Origin of the sequence: Nonomuraea sp. NPDC052129, from assembly GCF_040680095.1 — a bacterium.
Taxonomy (GTDB): Bacteria; Actinomycetota; Actinomycetes; order Streptosporangiales; family Streptosporangiaceae; genus Nonomuraea.
Map to the genome: position 1 here is coordinate 134,409 of NZ_JBFAVX010000019.1, position 15,782 is coordinate 150,190.

Below are 15,782 nucleotides of genomic sequence, written 5' to 3' on the forward strand. Positions count from 1 at the left end.
ACTAGCTGAGTTCCACCATGTCGCGAGTACTTTGTCGCTTCCTGCCTGGAGCCGGAGCCCGGCCATGGCTACTCCATGAGTCTGGTGAGCACCTCTTCGATGTCTAACGACTCGCCCGATCGGCTCCGGTCTTTGGGAGCGTTCCTTACCGCTTCGACATAATCGGGGATACCGCGCAGACGAACGGTCGCGAGGAGATTGTTCGCGAAATTCAAAAGGTGGTCAACGTCTTTCGTTTGCTGGAAGGCCAGTGCTGCGCGGTAGGAGCTGCGCAGGAGCTCCCTCCGTTCGGAGGGCTGGAGCCCTTCAATCGTCGCCATGGCCCGTTCGACCGCTGGATCATCATGAGCCACAGAACCGGCTGGGAAGAATTCGTCGTTCATGTCTCCCGACTCCGCCATCTGGTTTGTTTTTGGTTTTGATGCGAAAAGAGATCACCGTTGATGCTCTTGATGCATAAATGAGCTAACTGAAAGGGGACACCTGCCTATACCAGTTGCAACAACCCAGCGATCGAACGCCTATTCGATGTGAGAGTACGCCCGCATCCATCCCGATACCAGAGGCATCCGGGGGCCTACCCTCACGCAGGCGGGCGCTTCCTGACTTCCTTAAGACCGATCGGGTTGGAAAGGTAAACCGGGCGGCCCCATGAGCGTCGGGCAGGACGCGGAGTGCCCTCAACGTGCCCTGATCATGAACGGCGAGTGCTTCACGTCAGGTCCAGGCCCATCCACTCAGTCAGTTACCTGCGCGGTGAACCAGTCGAGAACAGCGACGATGACGTCGAAGACTGCCATGTTGACCAGCTGGGTGTTCTTGATCGAGGGGTAGAGCTCCAGCTTGGCCACGGGGATGTCCACGCCTGGCGCGTCGTTGAGCCGCTGCCGTAGCTCCTCACGCAATGCCGGGTCGTCGAAGGGCGGGCGTTTCTTGAGCGTCCCGAAAGGGATCTCGACGGTCTTGGCGTAGAAGCGAATGACGTTGATCAGCTTTCCATCGATCTTGATGACCGGAGCGCAGGAGGCACCGGCGGCAGTGCCGTACTGCACCTGGCCACCGCGTGCTCGCCAGTGCTCCAACACCCGATGGACCGCGCCGGCGGCCTGCGGGCCGCTCTGCTCGTTGAGCTGGCGCACGAAACGCTGCTCATGTTCACCGACGACCTCAAGGTCCGTATCGTGCTCCCCTGCCAGTTCAGACTCAGCCAGGTCCTCGGCGGCGGGCAGACCAAGCAATTCGGCGAGCTCGCGGACGCTGACATGCTGGTCAGCGACCGCGCGGCCGGACTCATCGAGCGAGATGCCCTCGGCGCGCAGGACATCACGGATATCGCGTTCATCGTCCGGGTCGATCCAGCGGAAGCCCTCGGACACCTGCCCGGACTTGGTGAGCACTCGGTGGGCGTTGAGGACCTGGACCGTAGCCAGGTGCACGCCCACGGGCACCGCGTGCGAGCCGATCAGCTCGGCCAGATCCGAGTAGGAGGTCCAGGTGGCGGGTGGCAGGGCTGCCAGCGCGGTGTGCAACAGGGTCCAGTCGCGGGAAGCGGCGCTGCCCCGGTCTGTCTCCTCGGGGCCGGGCCAGAGTGCGATCGCCCGCTCGGCCAGCCGGTCAGCGCGGGCCAGGATTTCGGTTTTGCCCCAGCGCTCACAGCCGGCGATCTCCTGGTTCATAACCAGACCGCTCTGTCCAAGCTGCGTACGCTTGGTGGCGAAAGAATTGTTGCTCAGCTCGGAGTTGTAGCCGCTGAGGGTGAGGTTGCCTAGGGTGTGTACAAGCTGCCGGTGCAGCAGGTCGGCGGCATCGCCCTCGCCGGACAGCTCGTTCAGCCAGTCGGCGGTCATGGACTGCGGCAGGACGTGCTCGATGGTGATCCGCTTGTCGGCCAGGTCCACCCGCTCCTTGCTACCCAGCGATTCCTCGATGCGGCGCAGGACCAGCTTCTGCTGCGCCGTACGGCCCTGCCAATAGAAGGCGCGGCTGCGGATCTCCTCGCGCAGTTGCGCGTCGGACGGCCAGTACAGACGGGCCGGCGACAGCGCGGTCCGCACCGCCCGCGGCACCTCCTCCTCGCCAGTCAGTTGTACGGCCAGTCGCTGGAAGATGCGGTTCAAGTTGCTGGTGGTCACCCCCGCGAGCAGGCGGCGGACCAGGAAGCTCTCGACGTACGACAGCGCCTGGGCCGCCTCCTCGTCGGTGATGAGATCATCCTCGCGAAGCTCCAGCAGCCGCATCGCCAATGGGTAGGCAGTGGATGCCTGCCATTCCTTAAGGAAGCGCAACCGCGCCGCGACAGGCGAATCGCCATCCGGGTTGAGGATCTGCTTCAGATGCCGGGCACGGCGGTGCAGATCCTTGACGTACTGCTCGACCTTCGCCTCGTCGCCCGCCAGCTCCAGCAGGAGCTGTTGGTGGCCCCGATAGACGGCGTTGTACTGGGCCTCATCACCCTCCTTGAGGACCAGCACCAGGTACATCAGCTGTTCCAGTGCCTTGGGATCGAGTAGATCCTGGGTCGGCTTCCAGTAGTCGTCGTAGACATGCTGTCCGAGCATGGGAAGGCACATGAACACGTAGTTGCGGATCAGATCGACCTGGCTGAGTCGCATCCCCGTGTTGTTGATCGACTCGAAGATGCGGAAGGCGTTGTCGTCCTTCTCCACCAGGATCTGGACCAGGTTAAGCCGGTCCAGGAGCACCGTCTCCACCCGGTCGATGTCATGGGGATCGGCCGGGTCGTCGAACTCCACCAGCATGGTCTTGAAGAACTGGTACGCGTTACCGACCAGGCTGTCGGTCCTACCTTCCGGCACCCCATCGACACAGGCCTTGAACGCCGCCCGATCCCCCTGCGTAGGCAGCAGCCGATAACGCATCTCACCACGCTGGAACTTGTTGATCAGGTGCAACTCGTCGATCCGCTCCCGGTGTCCCGGGTCCTCAGCCACCATGTGGTCGCGAATCGCGCAGAGCGCCAGCATCAGCGTGGTCAGCCGCTGCTGGCCGTCCACCACGATCCATTGCGACCGGTTCGGCGCCAGTTCGGGCCCCGGAGCCAGCACCACAGACCCCAGAAAATGGCTGGGAGCGTCCTGCCGCCCCTCGGCCAGGACGTCGACCTGGGTCTTGAGGTCGGCCCACAGCTGGACGAGTTGCGGGCGTTCCCACGTGTATTGGCGCTGGTACAGCGGGACCAGCAACTGCTGGTCTCCCTGGATGAGCCTGCGAAGCGTGGTCTCGTTGGCCTTCACGTCATCTCCCCTAGCTCTCCAGCACTTCGCGATCAACCGAGAAGCACGGTGGCCCCGCCTCGATCGGTCAATTCGATGACAAAGATGTCGACAATCAGCCGTTATGACGTGCTCTTCTCGACTGCATTCGCAGCATCAACCGAAAGTAACTATCGCCGCATCGTCTGCGTGCGTTACTCCCTCAGCGGCGAAGGAACTGACACGCCGTTCAGCCCCCATCAGCAAATGATCATTTATGCGACGTTCCCATTTCGCCCTCGCTCAAGGCTCGAATATGCAAGCATCGTCCGCACACGTCGGTGATTCTCCACCGACGTCCGCCTCATGCCGCCGTCGGCGGAGCAGGAACCAGTCGCGAGACGTCCAAGCGCCACTGTGGCGCTGTTGGGGCTGATCCCTCTGCGGGCGTCGGCAGGCGGATCGTACGGAGCAGGTCGGCCCCCTCCCGGGGGTCCGCGTCCTGCTAGCGCGAGGCTCTCGACTCGGGTGCGTGTCACGCCCTCGACAGTCGAGGGCGTGCTTCTCCCGGCAAGACCGGAGAAAGCAGAAACCCACGATGGCTGTGAAGCGGCCCGAGGGAATCTTCCCCTACATCAGCACCACGACCTACGCGGAGCATCTCGCCGATGCTGTCGAAAGCACCTGCGCGGAACAGGAGGTTACGCCACCGCCGCGGGACGCGATCGTCGAGGGCTTGGCCACCGCCCTAGGCGACACCGAGATCAAGAAACTATTTGTCACCCAACGCGGTAAGAAGATCCTCGCCCCCCATGCCTACCGAGTCGTCAAGGCTGGCGAAGCGAAGGTGCTCCTGCTCAGCTGCGAGGTCCATGGCGCGGGCATCGTCCCTTGGGACCTGAACGACCGGACTGCCGGAGCCTGGACACCGCCCAGCGAGGAGGCGATGCAGCGGGTCAAGGATCTGGTCGCTGCCGAGTTCGCCGTGGAGAGGGCTGACAAGGCCGCAAAACTGGCGGAGATGGAGCGCGACGCTCGTCGCCGCCAGGGAGGCAACGAGCCGCACAGTGCCGCCGTGCTCGCGGCAGCGGATGACAAGTACCGAGCGGCCGACACGGTGGCGAAGGAAGCACGGCGCGAGCGGGATCGCCTGTCATCGTCGCTCGGCGACCGCAGGCCTCGCCCCGTTGTCCAGCCCGCGAAGCACAGCGACGGGCAGGCTGCGGCGGCGTTTGTACTCGCGCCCCAGCCGCAGGAAGTCGCTGTGCACCTTCAGCGCTACGCGGTGGAAAAGCTCCACCGTGCAGGCCGCCGCCGGGGCTACGACCTGGTCGAGTCGCTGGTCGCGTCCGGCCAGTTGTCGCGAGGGATGTGTGTCCTACAGCAGTGGCGGCTCCAGCAGTCCGACGGGCAGACGGCGAATCTGTGGCGTATGGTCGCCGTGACGGCGAACAACAGGGCCCTGGCCCGTCTTGGCATCTACGGTGTGGAGGCCGAGCACCTGGTGACGGGCATGCCCCCATCGCGGTGGCCGATGCCGAACGAGAACTCCGACCCCACGCTCCTGCTGCTCAACCAGCGGGAGGTCCTGAACCGCATCTCCCACACCCTCAATGCCGCTCGCATGGGAGAAGACACGGGCCAGGAGCATGCGGCCCACCGCGCCGCAAGGATCACCACCGTGCCAACGGACATCGTGATCGGCTGCAGCGACCCAGCGGCCCTAGAACACGTACTGCGGACGCTGAACGTCGACGACCACCTGCGCGGCATCCAGCCGTACGACGAAGACGCTCGCCTCATCGCCCTGTGGGCCATTCTCGTCGACGCGTACGTCACCGATCGTCGACTCGTACCGGCGCTCAGCGATGCTTTCCCCGACGCTCGGGGTGCCAGCCTGCTTGACGTGGCCGGTGTGCGGGCGGCGCTCACCGCGAACGGTCCGCTCGCCCCCCTCATTCCACTGCTGCCGGGGGAGGAGGGGGCTGACCCGATGGCGCTGCGTGACATCGCCATCCGCTCCATCACCGCTTTGGTGTTTCCCAAGGTCCCGGCAGCGCCAGCGGAGACCGGACGCCGCCAGATCCGCGACACGGGACTGAACTGGCCGATCGTTCGGAGCGCGCTCCAAGAGCCGGCCTGGAGTCAGATCAGCGCCAAGGCCGCCGCGGCCCGCACGAGGCTCTGGTCCGCCGCCATCGCCCAGTTGTTCCTGCAGCGCGGCAACATCCTGTCTGCTACGGGCCTGTTCGGGGTTCCAGACGCCAGGGAGGGCGCCCGGCAAGATCCCCGATCCGTCAGGAAGCTACTTCTGGAGGCCAAGGCCGGCGATGCAGCAGCGTGGAAAGCACTGGTCGACCGCATGGTGCCCAACCTAATCCACGCCCCCGAGCCGCTGATCACTCCCGGCCAGGGTAGTGAGGCGGGCGACCAGCGAAAGGGAATGCGCCGCAGCCCCTCAAGCGCCGTCGCCGCGCTGAAGATGGCTTACACACGGGGAACACCGACCGTCACCCGGGAACTGCTCGCCGCCTTCGCGAGGGACGTCCTCGCCCATCCCGATGCCTCCAGCGTCCCGGTGGCTCCCAACGGAACAGCTCCAGTCTGCTACGGCGAGCAAGACGACTGGAACCCGGAGAACAGAACGCCGATCGTCCCGGGCATGATCCTTGTTCCAGACAGCGAGGGCAATCCCACCGCCTTCGTCATGGACAAGGCGTGGTTCGACGAGACCTTCAAGCCCGACTTGACCCAGGCCATGAACTCCACGAGGGACGAGGGAGAGCACGGGAACGACGACCAAACCGGCAGCGGAGAAACTGGCGGCGTGATGACCGTGACGCGAGCGCCCGAAGCCGTGGCGGCGGACCCTCGTGAACGACTCAATGATCTTCGGCGGGAACTGCCCGCCCGGATCGAGCTCACTGCAGGCGTATACGACCAAGCGGTCCAGTCCGCCGAAATCCTTCTGGCCGACTTCGACACGGCCCGGCAGTTGCGCATCCTTCTAGAGGAACAACCCCTCTCCGCTGACCAGCGGATCGAGTGGATGGAGAAGTTGACCAAGGCACGCAGCGCAGCCGAGGCAAGTGTCAGTACCTTGCAGCAGGTCGAGGCATTGATCCTCCAGTTGTAGCCCTCGTGGCGTCCGTGTGGGCAGTTCCTCCACACGGACGCCACATACAAGCCCGCCGTCTGACCATGCCCTCGGGTTCACCGTGGCTGGCGACGATCAGGGATGAGCACCCTTGGATTCGCATCCGATGCGGGAATCCCGCGCTCGTCCGCTTGCGGCCGCCGAGGTTCCATCTACGTGGAAGGCCAGGAAGCCGACAGGCTTAAGCTGAAATATGACCGCATCAGCCACGATTCGCTCAATGCCAAGGACTCGCTAGAACTGATCGCGGCAGTTGCGGACAGCATCTCCGACGCCTAGAGATGGAGCCGCCCGATCATGAGCACCCCCGTAATCTCCTGGCACATCAGCAGCTTCAGCGCCGACGGCGGCGGCAACTGCGTCGAGGCCGGCCCCCTCAACGACGGAACGGGCCGCGTGGCGGTCCGGCACAGCAAACTCCAAGGTGACGCGATCGTCTACACCAGGGCGGAGTGGCAGGCGTTCCTGGCCGGGGTTCGGGCAGGAGAGTTCGACTTCTTCGATTAGCAGTCATCCAACTCGAACTTCTCAGACTGCTTCTGCGAACAGGCCACCTTCCCCCGACCGTGTCACATCACAGAGGCAAGCGGCCACCAACGACGTCAGCTACGTGGGCTTTTATGCCAATCCTGATGGCCAACACAAGATGATCCGCCCGTTTGGAACCATTTGACGCTGATATTAGTTATGTCGGCATGGCGAGGATCTTCGGGCACATTCAGGCCCAACGAGTAGGGTCGACGTACGTGAATCGACGGGCACTACACGATGCGGGCGTCCATGCTCCGCTCCAGGCGGGCATCTCGGGAACTGGAAAGGACGGCGCCGACTCCATCGTGGTCTCCGGCGGGTACGTGGACGACGAGGACTACGGCGACATCATCGTCTACACAGGTCATGGCGGTCGCGACGCAGACACAGGCCGGCAGGTCCGCGATCAGGAGTTATCCGATCCCGGTAACGCCGGGCTGGTCCGCAGCGAGCTCGAAGGGTTGCCCGTTCGTGTGGTCCGAGGCCGTAACGCGGCCTCGCCCTATGCTCCTGCCTCGGGACTCAGGTACGACGGGCTGTTTCGTGTGGAGTCCCACGCCGCGAGGGTAGGCATCGACGGATTCCGAATCTGGCAATTCACCCTGGTCAAGATCCCAGACGAGGCGCCTACGACAGCTACGCCGCCTCCTCTTCAGGGCGCGATCGATATGGGCACAAACGCCCCGGGCCCCGCCTCGGTGATCGAGACCGTAATTCAGCGAATCGTCCGCAGCAGCAAGGTCGTTCAGCAAGTTAAAGCCTGGTACAACCACGAGTGCCAAGTCTGTGGACTTGCCATAGAAGTGGCCGGCGGCCGCTACAGCGAGGGAGCCCATATTCAAGCCCTCGGCAGACCCCACCGCGGCCCCGACATTGTCGAGAACGTCCTCTGCCTCTGCCCAAACGATCATGTTCGGTTCGACAGCGGAGCTATTTACCTGTCCGATGATCTCAAGGTGATCGATGCTCGAACCGGTCAGACCACGGGGGCCCTCACCGTGAACCGCCCACATCGGATCGATCCGCAGTATGTGGCGCACCACCGTGCACGATGGACAACGGGTACGGCTCGCGAGTAGGTCCATCTACTTGATGCCGAGCACCTGAAGATCGGAGCTAGTCTGCGAATGGCGTTCGGTTGCGTGGCGTATAACCCCAAAGTTGGATTAGCCTCGGTCTTTGGTGATCTTTCGATGGTTGTCCGAGGTAGTTCGGCTACTGCGCTGAGGCAGCAAGCCGCTTATGCCCTCACATCACCATGCGGCGCCCTATAGTCGCGGGCGTGAGCGATCTCCAGCCGGGCGTCTACGAGCACCTAATTACCCGTCAAGTAGGCGCCCTGCTACGCGCAGTACCCGACCGCGAGCTCATCGACCGACGGTCCTTGGACATCGCCGACTCCCACGAGACGCTGGCGCGGCATCTGGCCGCACTGACGCGTCGGGCGCTGCGCGCCGTCCGAGGGGAAACAGACTCGGCACGGCTGGCCCGGCAAGTCGAGATCGTCAACCGTATCGCCGATCTAATCGGCGACCTGGTGCCCGAGGCCGCCGCGCCTGAAGAACTCGTGGAGGCCGCCGAGGAGCTACTGGGCTTCGCCAGAAACCGGGACGTAGGCGGGCAGGTGCGGTTCCCGGCGCGACCAGTAATTCCTCTCACAGACAGCGCGTTGCTGGTAAACGGCAGAGGCCAACCAGAGATCGGCCACGAGCTCAAGCACGAGCTCGCCTCCGCAGATCGCGTGGACCTGCTGTGCGCCTTCGTGAAATGGAACGGCGTACGGGTGCTGGCAGAAGCGATCGAGGAGTTCTTGGCGCGCGGCGGACAGCTAAGACTGGTGACCACCACCTACATCGGCGCCACCGACCGCCTCGCAGTGGACCGGCTGGCTGCCATGGGCGCCGACATCCGCGTCTCCTACGACACCCGAATGACCCGCCTACACGCAAAGGCATGGCTGTTCCACCGGAAGTCAGGCTTGTCCACGGCCTATGTGGGCTCCTCGAACCTGTCCCAGACGGCTCTCAGTCACGGCCTGGAATGGAACGTACGGCTCGCCCAGGCCGAGCAGCCCCATCTGATCGACACCTTCGCGGCCACCTTCGACGACTATTGGGGCGACCCCGCGTTCGAGCCGTATGACCCGGTGCAGGATGCCGAGCGGCTCGACCATGCGTTGTCGGCGGAGCGCTCCGGCAGCGGTCAGGTCGTCATCGACTTCGCCCACGTCGACGTTCGCCCATACCCTTACCAACGCGAGATCCTTGACGAGCTCGCCGCTGAACGCCAGATCCACGACAGATGGCAGAACCTGGTGGTCATGGCCACGGGTACCGGCAAGACCGTGGTCGCTGCCCTGGACTATCGCCGGCTACGCGACGCCGGACAGGCTGACTCGCTGCTGTTCGTCGCCCACCGTGAGGAGATCTTGCGGCAGAGCCTGCTCACCTTCCGTCAGGTGCTGCGCGACAAGACATTTGGCGAGTTGTACGTCGGCGGCGCGCGCCCCGAGCAATGGCGGCACGTGTTCGCCTCGATCCAATCTCTACACGCCAACCCACTGCCAGAGACGGATGCGTTCGACGTATTAATCGTGGACGAATTCCACCATTCCGCGACTTCGACCTACAGGCGCTTGCTGTCCACAGTTCACCCGAAGGTGCTGCTCGGCCTCACCGCGACGCCAGAACGTACCGACGGGCAAGACATCAAGCACTGGTTCGGCGGTCGGATCGCGGCCGAGCTGCGGTTGTGGGAAGCACTCGAGCGTGGACTACTCGCCCCGTTCCAGTACTTCGGTATCCACGATGGCACCGATCTGCGTCAGGTCGGCTGGCGCCGGGGACAGGGTTACGACACAGGCCAGTTGTCCGGTGTCTACACGGGCAACGACCGCCGGGTTGCCGTTGTGTTGGAGACGCTCAATCGCAAGATCGGTGACGTCGGGCGGATGCGGGCCCTTGGGTTCTGCGTAAGCATCGACCACGCCCGCTTTATGGCCGACCGCTTCACCCGAGCAGGGCTCCCCTCGGTTGCGGTCACGGCGCAGAGCTCGCCGGGCGATCGTTCCCAAGCGTTGCGCGACCTGAGAGCACGCCGGATCAACGCAGTGTTCACGGTTGACCTCTTCAATGAGGGCGTTGATGTTCCAGAGATCGACACCGTACTCTTCTTGCGCCCCACCGACAGTGCAACCGTCTTCCTGCAGCAACTCGGCCGTGGTCTGCGATTGGCCGATGACAAGCCGTGCCTAACCGTGCTCGACTTCGTTGGCAACCAGCACAAGCAGTTTCGCTTCGATCGGCGCTACCGGGCGCTCACCGGTGCCAGCCGTACCGGAATCGCCCGCGAGATCGAGCAGGGCTTTCCCACCTTGCCCGCCGGGTGCGTCATTGACCTGGACCGGGACGTACGCCGCCTAGTCCTTGAGAACGTACGGCAGGCGCTCAGCCTCAATTGGAAGGACCTGTCTCGCGAGCTGCGCGATCTCGGCGATGTCACTCTGCCGCGGTTCCTAGAAGAGACCGGACTGGATGTGGAGGACCTCTACCGGCGGCGGCAGGGATGGGCCTCCCTACGGCACGCCGCTGGCCTTGAAGCGGATACCCCAGATGAGCAGTTGGGCCGTGCCTTCGGCCGGATGCTGCATATCGACGACGTCGAGCGCCTCGCCTTCCTGACCGAAGTGCTGAACGGCCGAACCCCGCGCTCACCCCGTGAGCTGCGTCTCCTGGCCATGCTGGATGTCATGTTGTGGGGCGGTACCCAGCCTGTCTCCGGCATGGAGGCCAGACTCGCGCAGCTCACTGGTGCTCGGGTTCCGGAGCTTCGAGAACTAGCCGGCGTACTGCATTCAGGGATTCGTCACGTCGCCCCGCAGTTGGACCCGATCGTGCCGTTGCACGTCCACGCGCGCTACAGCAAGAACGAAGTCTTGGCCGCCTTCGGCGTCGACAGGCCCGCCCACATGCGTGAGGGCGTCAAATATGTTGAGGAGCACAACGCGGACCTGTTTTTCGTCACCATCGACAAGGCTGAAGATCACTACTCCCCGACCACGCTGTACCACGATCGGGCGATCAGCGAAGAGCTGTTCCAATGGGAATCGCAGAGCACCCTGCGCTCCTCCGCCGCAACCTCTCGCCGCTACCTATCCGGAGAGTCCACCGTTCACCTGCTGATACGCCGGTCCAAGCGTGACGAAGGGCTGGGCGCGCCGCCGTACACCTATGCCGGTCCCATGCGGTACGTCAGCCACGAAGGCGAACGACCAATGCGTTTCGTCTGGCGCCTGGATCGCCCGCTCCCACCCGATGTGTTCCACTATGCGAAGGCCACTGCCGGTTGAGTTTGGCGGCGTCCACGGGGCTCGGTTGGCTTGCTACAGATAGGCGTCCTGGTGCTGTGCACGAGCCACGCAGGCCAGGGCATACTTCGCGGCTCAAGTGCCTCGCGCAAGATCAGCGTTCAACCGGCCAGCCAGCAAAGAAATCCCCGTTCTGGCCCACCAGTCCGGTTGCCCACTGCGCTCAACCGCTCGCGAAGGTCATTGGGCATCTGCAACGACAAGGCACAGCCGGCGAACTCGCGCGGCACACTGCAGGCGTGCTGTGGTTCGTCCGGCGCATCTCCGATGGGGCTCTGCACATCATCGACGAGAGCGCCTGGATGCTCGCGCGAGGCCACCTCTGCAAGGCCATCGCCGCCCTTCAGAACCACCGCGTCGCACAAGCTGCCTGAGGATGAAAAGAGTTCACTGTACGAGCCGATTGAAGCTTTCCATGCAACTCGAACTAATGTGGGTGAAATCACTCGTCATCAGTTTCGATCCTAATTTCATCCAAGAGTTGCAGGATACGATCTCTTTCGGCAGGTGAACTTGCACGGTCGTTTCGTATGTGAGATTGAAAGACAGAAATGACTTGCGACATGTTAACATCCAAGCGCCGCAGGATGTATAGGGCTTCGCCATTCCCCCCTACCGCTTCAATGGGAATACCTAATTCACGCAGCTCTCTAACTCGACGCTCTGCGTGAATAGATCCGCCAGTAAGGATGCGAAGATGTTCGGACGACACTGGCCTGTCCATATTTTGATAGAGAAGCGCAAAGACCTCTTCATGGCTCTGGCGCCCATAAGGTATTTGAAGATACTTTTCTGGAATCTTTCCTTGCAACTTCAAGGCTACAAAATGAGCGATCTCTTCACGGAGTTTATGGAAGGCCGATCGTCCCTCATCGAGCTGATTACGCGCGAGAGCCTGCATGGACTGAGCAAGAACGTTTTTTACATGTACATACGAGTCGAGGACGTCATCTGGAGGTTCCCCCGATAGGAGGCGGCGGCGCAGATCGTCTACTGCTCGAACGGCGTCCTGGTTGACGTTTGATTCTACAAGCGTTTCGGTTGCACGATCGATCTCTTCGTACGTTGCCGAGCTGATCTGCACATCCAAGTACAGGTGAGCGCCTTTAAGAAACTCCGCCGACTTTAGAATTTTTAGATCAGCATGGGCACGGGCCCATAACTCATCCGACAGCGTTGGCCAGGGACGCGCTGCGCGACCGGGTTCTGCCGGCTGATACCAGTCCATCTTTTCATCGGAGGACACAACCATTACACGTCTTGGCTCTGGCAGCTCTTGGGCCCGCTCGATGATCTCTTCCCAAATAAGATAGTCTCCCGCGCGATCCAGATCGGTTTCTTTTGTTGCATCAGAAAACCCAGGCGGAATCCTATTTGGAAACCTATAGGAAATTGCGTGATTGACCCGTTCGTAGATTGTTGCACCTGGCACAGGAGCGGCTATCCGGTCACCATAGAGCCATCCAACTATAGGGAGCACACGATCATCAGAGTCGAGTGATCCGAGTGCTAGATCGTGATCGTCCTTTAATTTCCTAACTCTCTTGCGTAGATCCTGCTTCATGTTCAATAGAGCCGCATCGACGGACTGCTGCGTTATCGATTCAGCTAGTTCCTGTCCGATTTCATAATTCCAAGCGTACTTTATATATAGTTGGACGACCTCATCTCGAGCGGCAATAACAGACTGCCGTGCAGCTGTGAATCTTTTCTCTAGATCCGTTAGAGCGCTATTTAGAGTGCGAGTCCTCGTTGCTATCACCGCATGCCGGCGCCGAACGAACTCCAATCCAACTTGATAAGGGAGCCAAAGACGCGATTGCACACGCTTCAGAGCATTGATCACTTCATCACGAGCAGACGCATGCAGCTCATATAGGCTCAAGAGAACATTCGTGTCTAGGACGATTAGCGCGTGCTCAAAAAACTCTCTTTGGTGCGTATCAACGTGCTCATCCTCCAATTGCTCTATCCAACTACGATATTGATGCAGCAATCGAGGCTCGCTGCTCTCGCTCATACCGTGTCCTCACTTACTAAGTGATGCCACCCAAGACCCACAGACTACACCTTTACATCGTCCGAGAGACTGTGCGAAAAGGATTCCGCCAACAGGCTCGACGTTTGCCAGTCGCAGTGGCATACATCTCACGTTCGTCATCTAAGTGATGGCGATGCGCAAGCAGTCACGCATACTACATGTAGCAGGGCATGGTGCCTCATCAGATGCGTATTGATGCGCGGACATAGTTGGGCAAGCCCGTCCGCCACAACCCTACTCACGGACCGCACGAGGCAGTTGGCGATCGTCTGCTCACCGTTGAAGGGATTCATGGCTGTCGGCTCGTCCACAGGCTGCTACTCCCGTTTGAGCAAGACGGCGGGACATCTGCGCGCCCTTGCAAAAAGTGAACCGCCCCGACTTTGATGGAGACCTTGGTTTTGGTGCGGTTTGTTGGACACCTGATCTCTGGGGAACCCTGGTTCCCGGAAGAAGGAGTCTGCTGTGCCGAACAACTATCCGCCGGAGTTTCGCCGGCAGATGGTGGAGCTGGTGCGCGCGGGACGGTCGCCGGGGAACTGGCCAAGGAATTCCAGCCCTCCGCGCAGTCGATCCGTGTCTGGGTGCGCCAGGCCGACCTGGATGACGGCCGCCGCAAGACAGCCTAACCAGCGCCGAGAAGGGTGAGCTGGCCCCGGGTTCTGGGTGTGTCGCGCCAGGGCTACTTCGCCTGGGCGGCCCGGTAGCGGGGCTGCCTGGGGTGAGCAGGCGTAAGGGCTGCCGGACGACGATCGCAGACAAATAGGCTGTGGCCGCGTCCGACCTGGTCAAGAGGAAGTTCAGCGCGGTCGAGCCGAGTTGGATCTGGACCGCCGACATCACCTATGTGCCGACCTGGCAGGGCTTCGTCTACCTCGCGGTCGTCTAGGACATCTTCTCCCGCCGCATCGTCGGCTGGGCGATGGCCGACCACATGCGCACCGAGCTGGTGGCCGATGTGTTGGCGATGGCCTTCCACCAGCGCCGCCTCAGCACCGGAGTGATCCATCACAGTGACAATGGCAGCCAGGGCGGATCCAACTGGTCGTCGCAACACCTCCATCGCCTTCGGCCAGCGCTGCGAACAAGCTGGCATCCGCCCTCCACGGGCAGAACCGGGACATGCTTCGACAACGCCATCATCGAGAGCTTCTTCGCGTCCCTGGAGTGCGAACTGATCGACTGGCGCACGTTCCGGACCAGGTCAGAGGCCGAACGGACGGTGTTCGGCTACATCGAGGGGTTCTACAACCCACGCCGCAGTCACTCCGCCAACGGCCAACTCAGCCCCGCCGAATACGAACGCCGACAGGCATTCAAGAACACCCAAGAAGGTGACTATGCTGCCGCTTAGCCGCAAGCCCTGACGTGTCCACCAAACCGGGGCAACTCCAGTCACGACCGAGGGCGCGGTTGGGGCAGCTGTGGGCATCACGACTGCTCAGGTCAGTTCTCACGGGGCGCCACGAAGGTTCCGCGGCCCTGGATCGCGATGACGAAGCCCTCCTCTCGCAAGATGCCGATGGCCTTTCTGACGGTGTCGCGGCCCACTTCGTGCTCGTGCATCAACCTCTGCTCGGTCGGGATCGGCCGGTTGGGCGGGAGTGTGCCGTCCGCGATCTGTGTTCGCAGCAGGTCTGCGAGCTGGCGATAGAGCGGCACCGGCCCTTCATGGTCGATCGTCATGAACATAGACCGTAAATGTCCGCATCCGTGGCCCATCACTCGCCCATGTTTGCGATCGGGGGCAGACGTTTGCAGACGTTTGCTTTAGCCTGGGCTCTGCACGGCCTTCAAGGGAGTCGGGCCCGTCCTCGCGACCCAAACGCCAAGACGGGCCCTTGATCGGACACGGGAGGTCCGACCCATGGGTAACCCAATCACAGACCTACGATTCGAGTCCTGCCTGACAGCCGAGATCCAAGCCGTACTCGAGAAGCACGGCTACCAGCTGCCTCGAGGCGGCGATCACATCCGCGAACTCGTCATGGCTCGCGTCGACATCGCGCTCAAGAACCTCGTCGAGATCTTCGAGGGACGGACTTGGTGACATGGTGGGATGAGATCCCCGACTTCCACGGTCCGCACGTCGCGTCGCCCCAGCCGGGCAATGTCAAGCTGACCTGGTACGAATCGACCCAGCGGGCTCAGCGTATCCGCGTGGTCTCACACACCTGCGAGTGCCGCCGAATGACGTACGAATTGTGCGCCGCCGCCGGCCAGGGCTTCGTCCGCCGTACGGACCGAGAGAAGGGCACCGTCCGCGAAACCGCGTGGACGTTGAACGCTGTCGCCAAACGTACCTTCGATCAGATCCTCCAAGGCGAGGCCCGGTGAGAGCAGTGCGGCGGACGCCTCCCCGGGCTGGTCCGCCACGTCTGCGCAAACGAAGTGCGAGTCCTTGACCGGGACCAATCCGGAATTCGTGCTCAGGGGCGCAATCCAGCTCGCGGGCTCGAAGGTCGAATCCCGCCC

At 62.4% G+C, this 15,782-nt stretch carries 14 protein-coding genes; 10 read left to right on the forward strand and 4 right to left on the reverse strand.

Features of this window, described 5'->3' with window-relative positions; translation table 11 throughout:
- Positions 1–68: 68 nt before the first annotated feature.
- Positions 69–383, reverse strand: a complete 315-nt coding sequence (locus tag AB0L53_RS34630; RefSeq protein ID WP_364003084.1) for a hypothetical protein — start codon at positions 381–383, stop codon at positions 69–71.
- A 354-nt stretch (positions 384–737) separates the two neighbouring features.
- Complete coding sequence (locus AB0L53_RS34635; protein WP_364003087.1) at positions 738–3,254, reverse strand: DUF262 domain-containing protein; 2,517 nt, start codon at positions 3,252–3,254, stop codon at positions 738–740.
- An 84-nt stretch (positions 3,255–3,338) separates the two neighbouring features.
- On the opposite strand from AB0L53_RS34635, the gene AB0L53_RS34640 reads away from it, so the two are divergent.
- From AB0L53_RS34640 to AB0L53_RS34670, 7 genes are all read left to right on the forward strand, one after another.
- The gene (locus tag AB0L53_RS34640) at positions 3,339–3,557 is read left to right on the forward strand and encodes a hypothetical protein (protein WP_364003089.1); all 219 of its coding nucleotides are present in this window, start codon (positions 3,339–3,341) and stop codon (positions 3,555–3,557) included.
- Between the two features lie 253 nt (positions 3,558–3,810).
- Positions 3,811–6,348, forward strand: coding sequence for a hypothetical protein (locus tag AB0L53_RS34645; protein WP_364003092.1), 2,538 nt, complete (start codon positions 3,811–3,813; stop codon positions 6,346–6,348).
- A 102-nt stretch (positions 6,349–6,450) separates the two neighbouring features.
- A complete protein-coding gene (locus AB0L53_RS34650; protein ID WP_364003095.1) occupies positions 6,451–6,648 on the forward strand; it encodes a hypothetical protein in 198 nt (65 codons plus the stop codon).
- A gap of 18 nt (positions 6,649–6,666) precedes the next feature.
- On the forward strand, positions 6,667–6,876 hold the full coding sequence (locus tag AB0L53_RS34655) for a DUF397 domain-containing protein (RefSeq protein WP_364003098.1): 210 nt from the start codon (positions 6,667–6,669) through the stop codon (positions 6,874–6,876).
- A gap of 188 nt (positions 6,877–7,064) precedes the next feature.
- Positions 7,065–7,979 carry a YDG/SRA domain-containing protein gene (locus tag AB0L53_RS34660; protein ID WP_364003288.1) on the forward strand — a complete coding sequence of 305 codons (915 nt, stop codon included), beginning with the start codon at positions 7,065–7,067 and terminating at the stop codon, positions 7,977–7,979.
- A gap of 203 nt (positions 7,980–8,182) precedes the next feature.
- Complete coding sequence (locus AB0L53_RS34665; protein WP_364003101.1) at positions 8,183–11,248, forward strand: DUF3427 domain-containing protein; 3,066 nt, start codon at positions 8,183–8,185, stop codon at positions 11,246–11,248.
- 257 nt (positions 11,249–11,505) lie between these two features.
- The gene (locus AB0L53_RS34670; protein WP_364003104.1) at positions 11,506–11,640 is read left to right on the forward strand and encodes a hypothetical protein; all 135 of its coding nucleotides are present in this window, start codon (positions 11,506–11,508) and stop codon (positions 11,638–11,640) included.
- Between the two features lie 68 nt (positions 11,641–11,708).
- Here AB0L53_RS34670 and AB0L53_RS34675 read toward each other — a convergent pair whose 3' ends face one another.
- Positions 11,709–13,286, reverse strand: coding sequence for a PIN-like domain-containing protein (locus AB0L53_RS34675; protein ID WP_364003107.1), 1,578 nt, complete (start codon positions 13,284–13,286; stop codon positions 11,709–11,711).
- Positions 13,287–14,199: 913 nt separating this feature from the next.
- Between AB0L53_RS34675 and AB0L53_RS34680 the strand changes: the two genes are divergently transcribed.
- Complete coding sequence (locus AB0L53_RS34680) at positions 14,200–14,661, forward strand: DDE-type integrase/transposase/recombinase (RefSeq protein WP_364003291.1); 462 nt, start codon at positions 14,200–14,202, stop codon at positions 14,659–14,661.
- Positions 14,662–14,753: 92 nt separating this feature from the next.
- Here the strand turns inward: AB0L53_RS34680 and AB0L53_RS34685 are convergent, their stop codons facing one another.
- Positions 14,754–14,993, reverse strand: a complete 240-nt coding sequence (locus AB0L53_RS34685; protein WP_219527888.1) for a winged helix-turn-helix domain-containing protein — start codon at positions 14,991–14,993, stop codon at positions 14,754–14,756.
- Between the two features lie 181 nt (positions 14,994–15,174).
- On the opposite strand from AB0L53_RS34685, the gene AB0L53_RS34690 reads away from it, so the two are divergent.
- Complete coding sequence (locus tag AB0L53_RS34690) at positions 15,175–15,357, forward strand: hypothetical protein (protein ID WP_364003110.1); 183 nt, start codon at positions 15,175–15,177, stop codon at positions 15,355–15,357.
- Positions 15,354–15,644 (forward strand): hypothetical protein, encoded by a 291-nt coding sequence (locus tag AB0L53_RS34695; protein WP_364003113.1) that lies wholly within the window; start codon positions 15,354–15,356, stop codon positions 15,642–15,644. Before AB0L53_RS34690 ends, AB0L53_RS34695 begins: the two co-directional genes overlap by 4 nt.
- The last annotated feature ends 138 nt before the right edge of the window (positions 15,645–15,782 follow it).

Excerpts from the sequence above, each read along its gene's own strand:
- AB0L53_RS34675 (WP_364003107.1), bottom strand. The coding sequence starts at position 13,286 with ATGAGCGAGAGCAGCGAGCCTCGATTGCTGCATCAATATCGTAGTTGG.
- AB0L53_RS34650 (WP_364003095.1), top strand. The coding sequence starts at position 6,451 with ATGAGCACCCTTGGATTCGCATCCGATGCGGGAATCCCGCGCTCGTCC.
- AB0L53_RS34630 (WP_364003084.1), bottom strand. The coding sequence starts at position 383 with ATGAACGACGAATTCTTCCCAGCCGGTTCTGTGGCTCATGATGATCCA.
- AB0L53_RS34655 (WP_364003098.1), top strand. The coding sequence starts at position 6,667 with ATGAGCACCCCCGTAATCTCCTGGCACATCAGCAGCTTCAGCGCCGAC.
- AB0L53_RS34640 (WP_364003089.1), top strand. The coding sequence starts at position 3,339 with ATGTCGACAATCAGCCGTTATGACGTGCTCTTCTCGACTGCATTCGCA.
- AB0L53_RS34685 (WP_219527888.1), bottom strand. The coding sequence starts at position 14,993 with ATGACGATCGACCATGAAGGGCCGGTGCCGCTCTATCGCCAGCTCGCA.
- AB0L53_RS34660 (WP_364003288.1), top strand. The coding sequence starts at position 7,065 with ATGGCGAGGATCTTCGGGCACATTCAGGCCCAACGAGTAGGGTCGACG.
- AB0L53_RS34690 (WP_364003110.1), top strand. The coding sequence starts at position 15,175 with ATGGGTAACCCAATCACAGACCTACGATTCGAGTCCTGCCTGACAGCC.
- AB0L53_RS34645 (WP_364003092.1), top strand. The coding sequence starts at position 3,811 with ATGGCTGTGAAGCGGCCCGAGGGAATCTTCCCCTACATCAGCACCACG.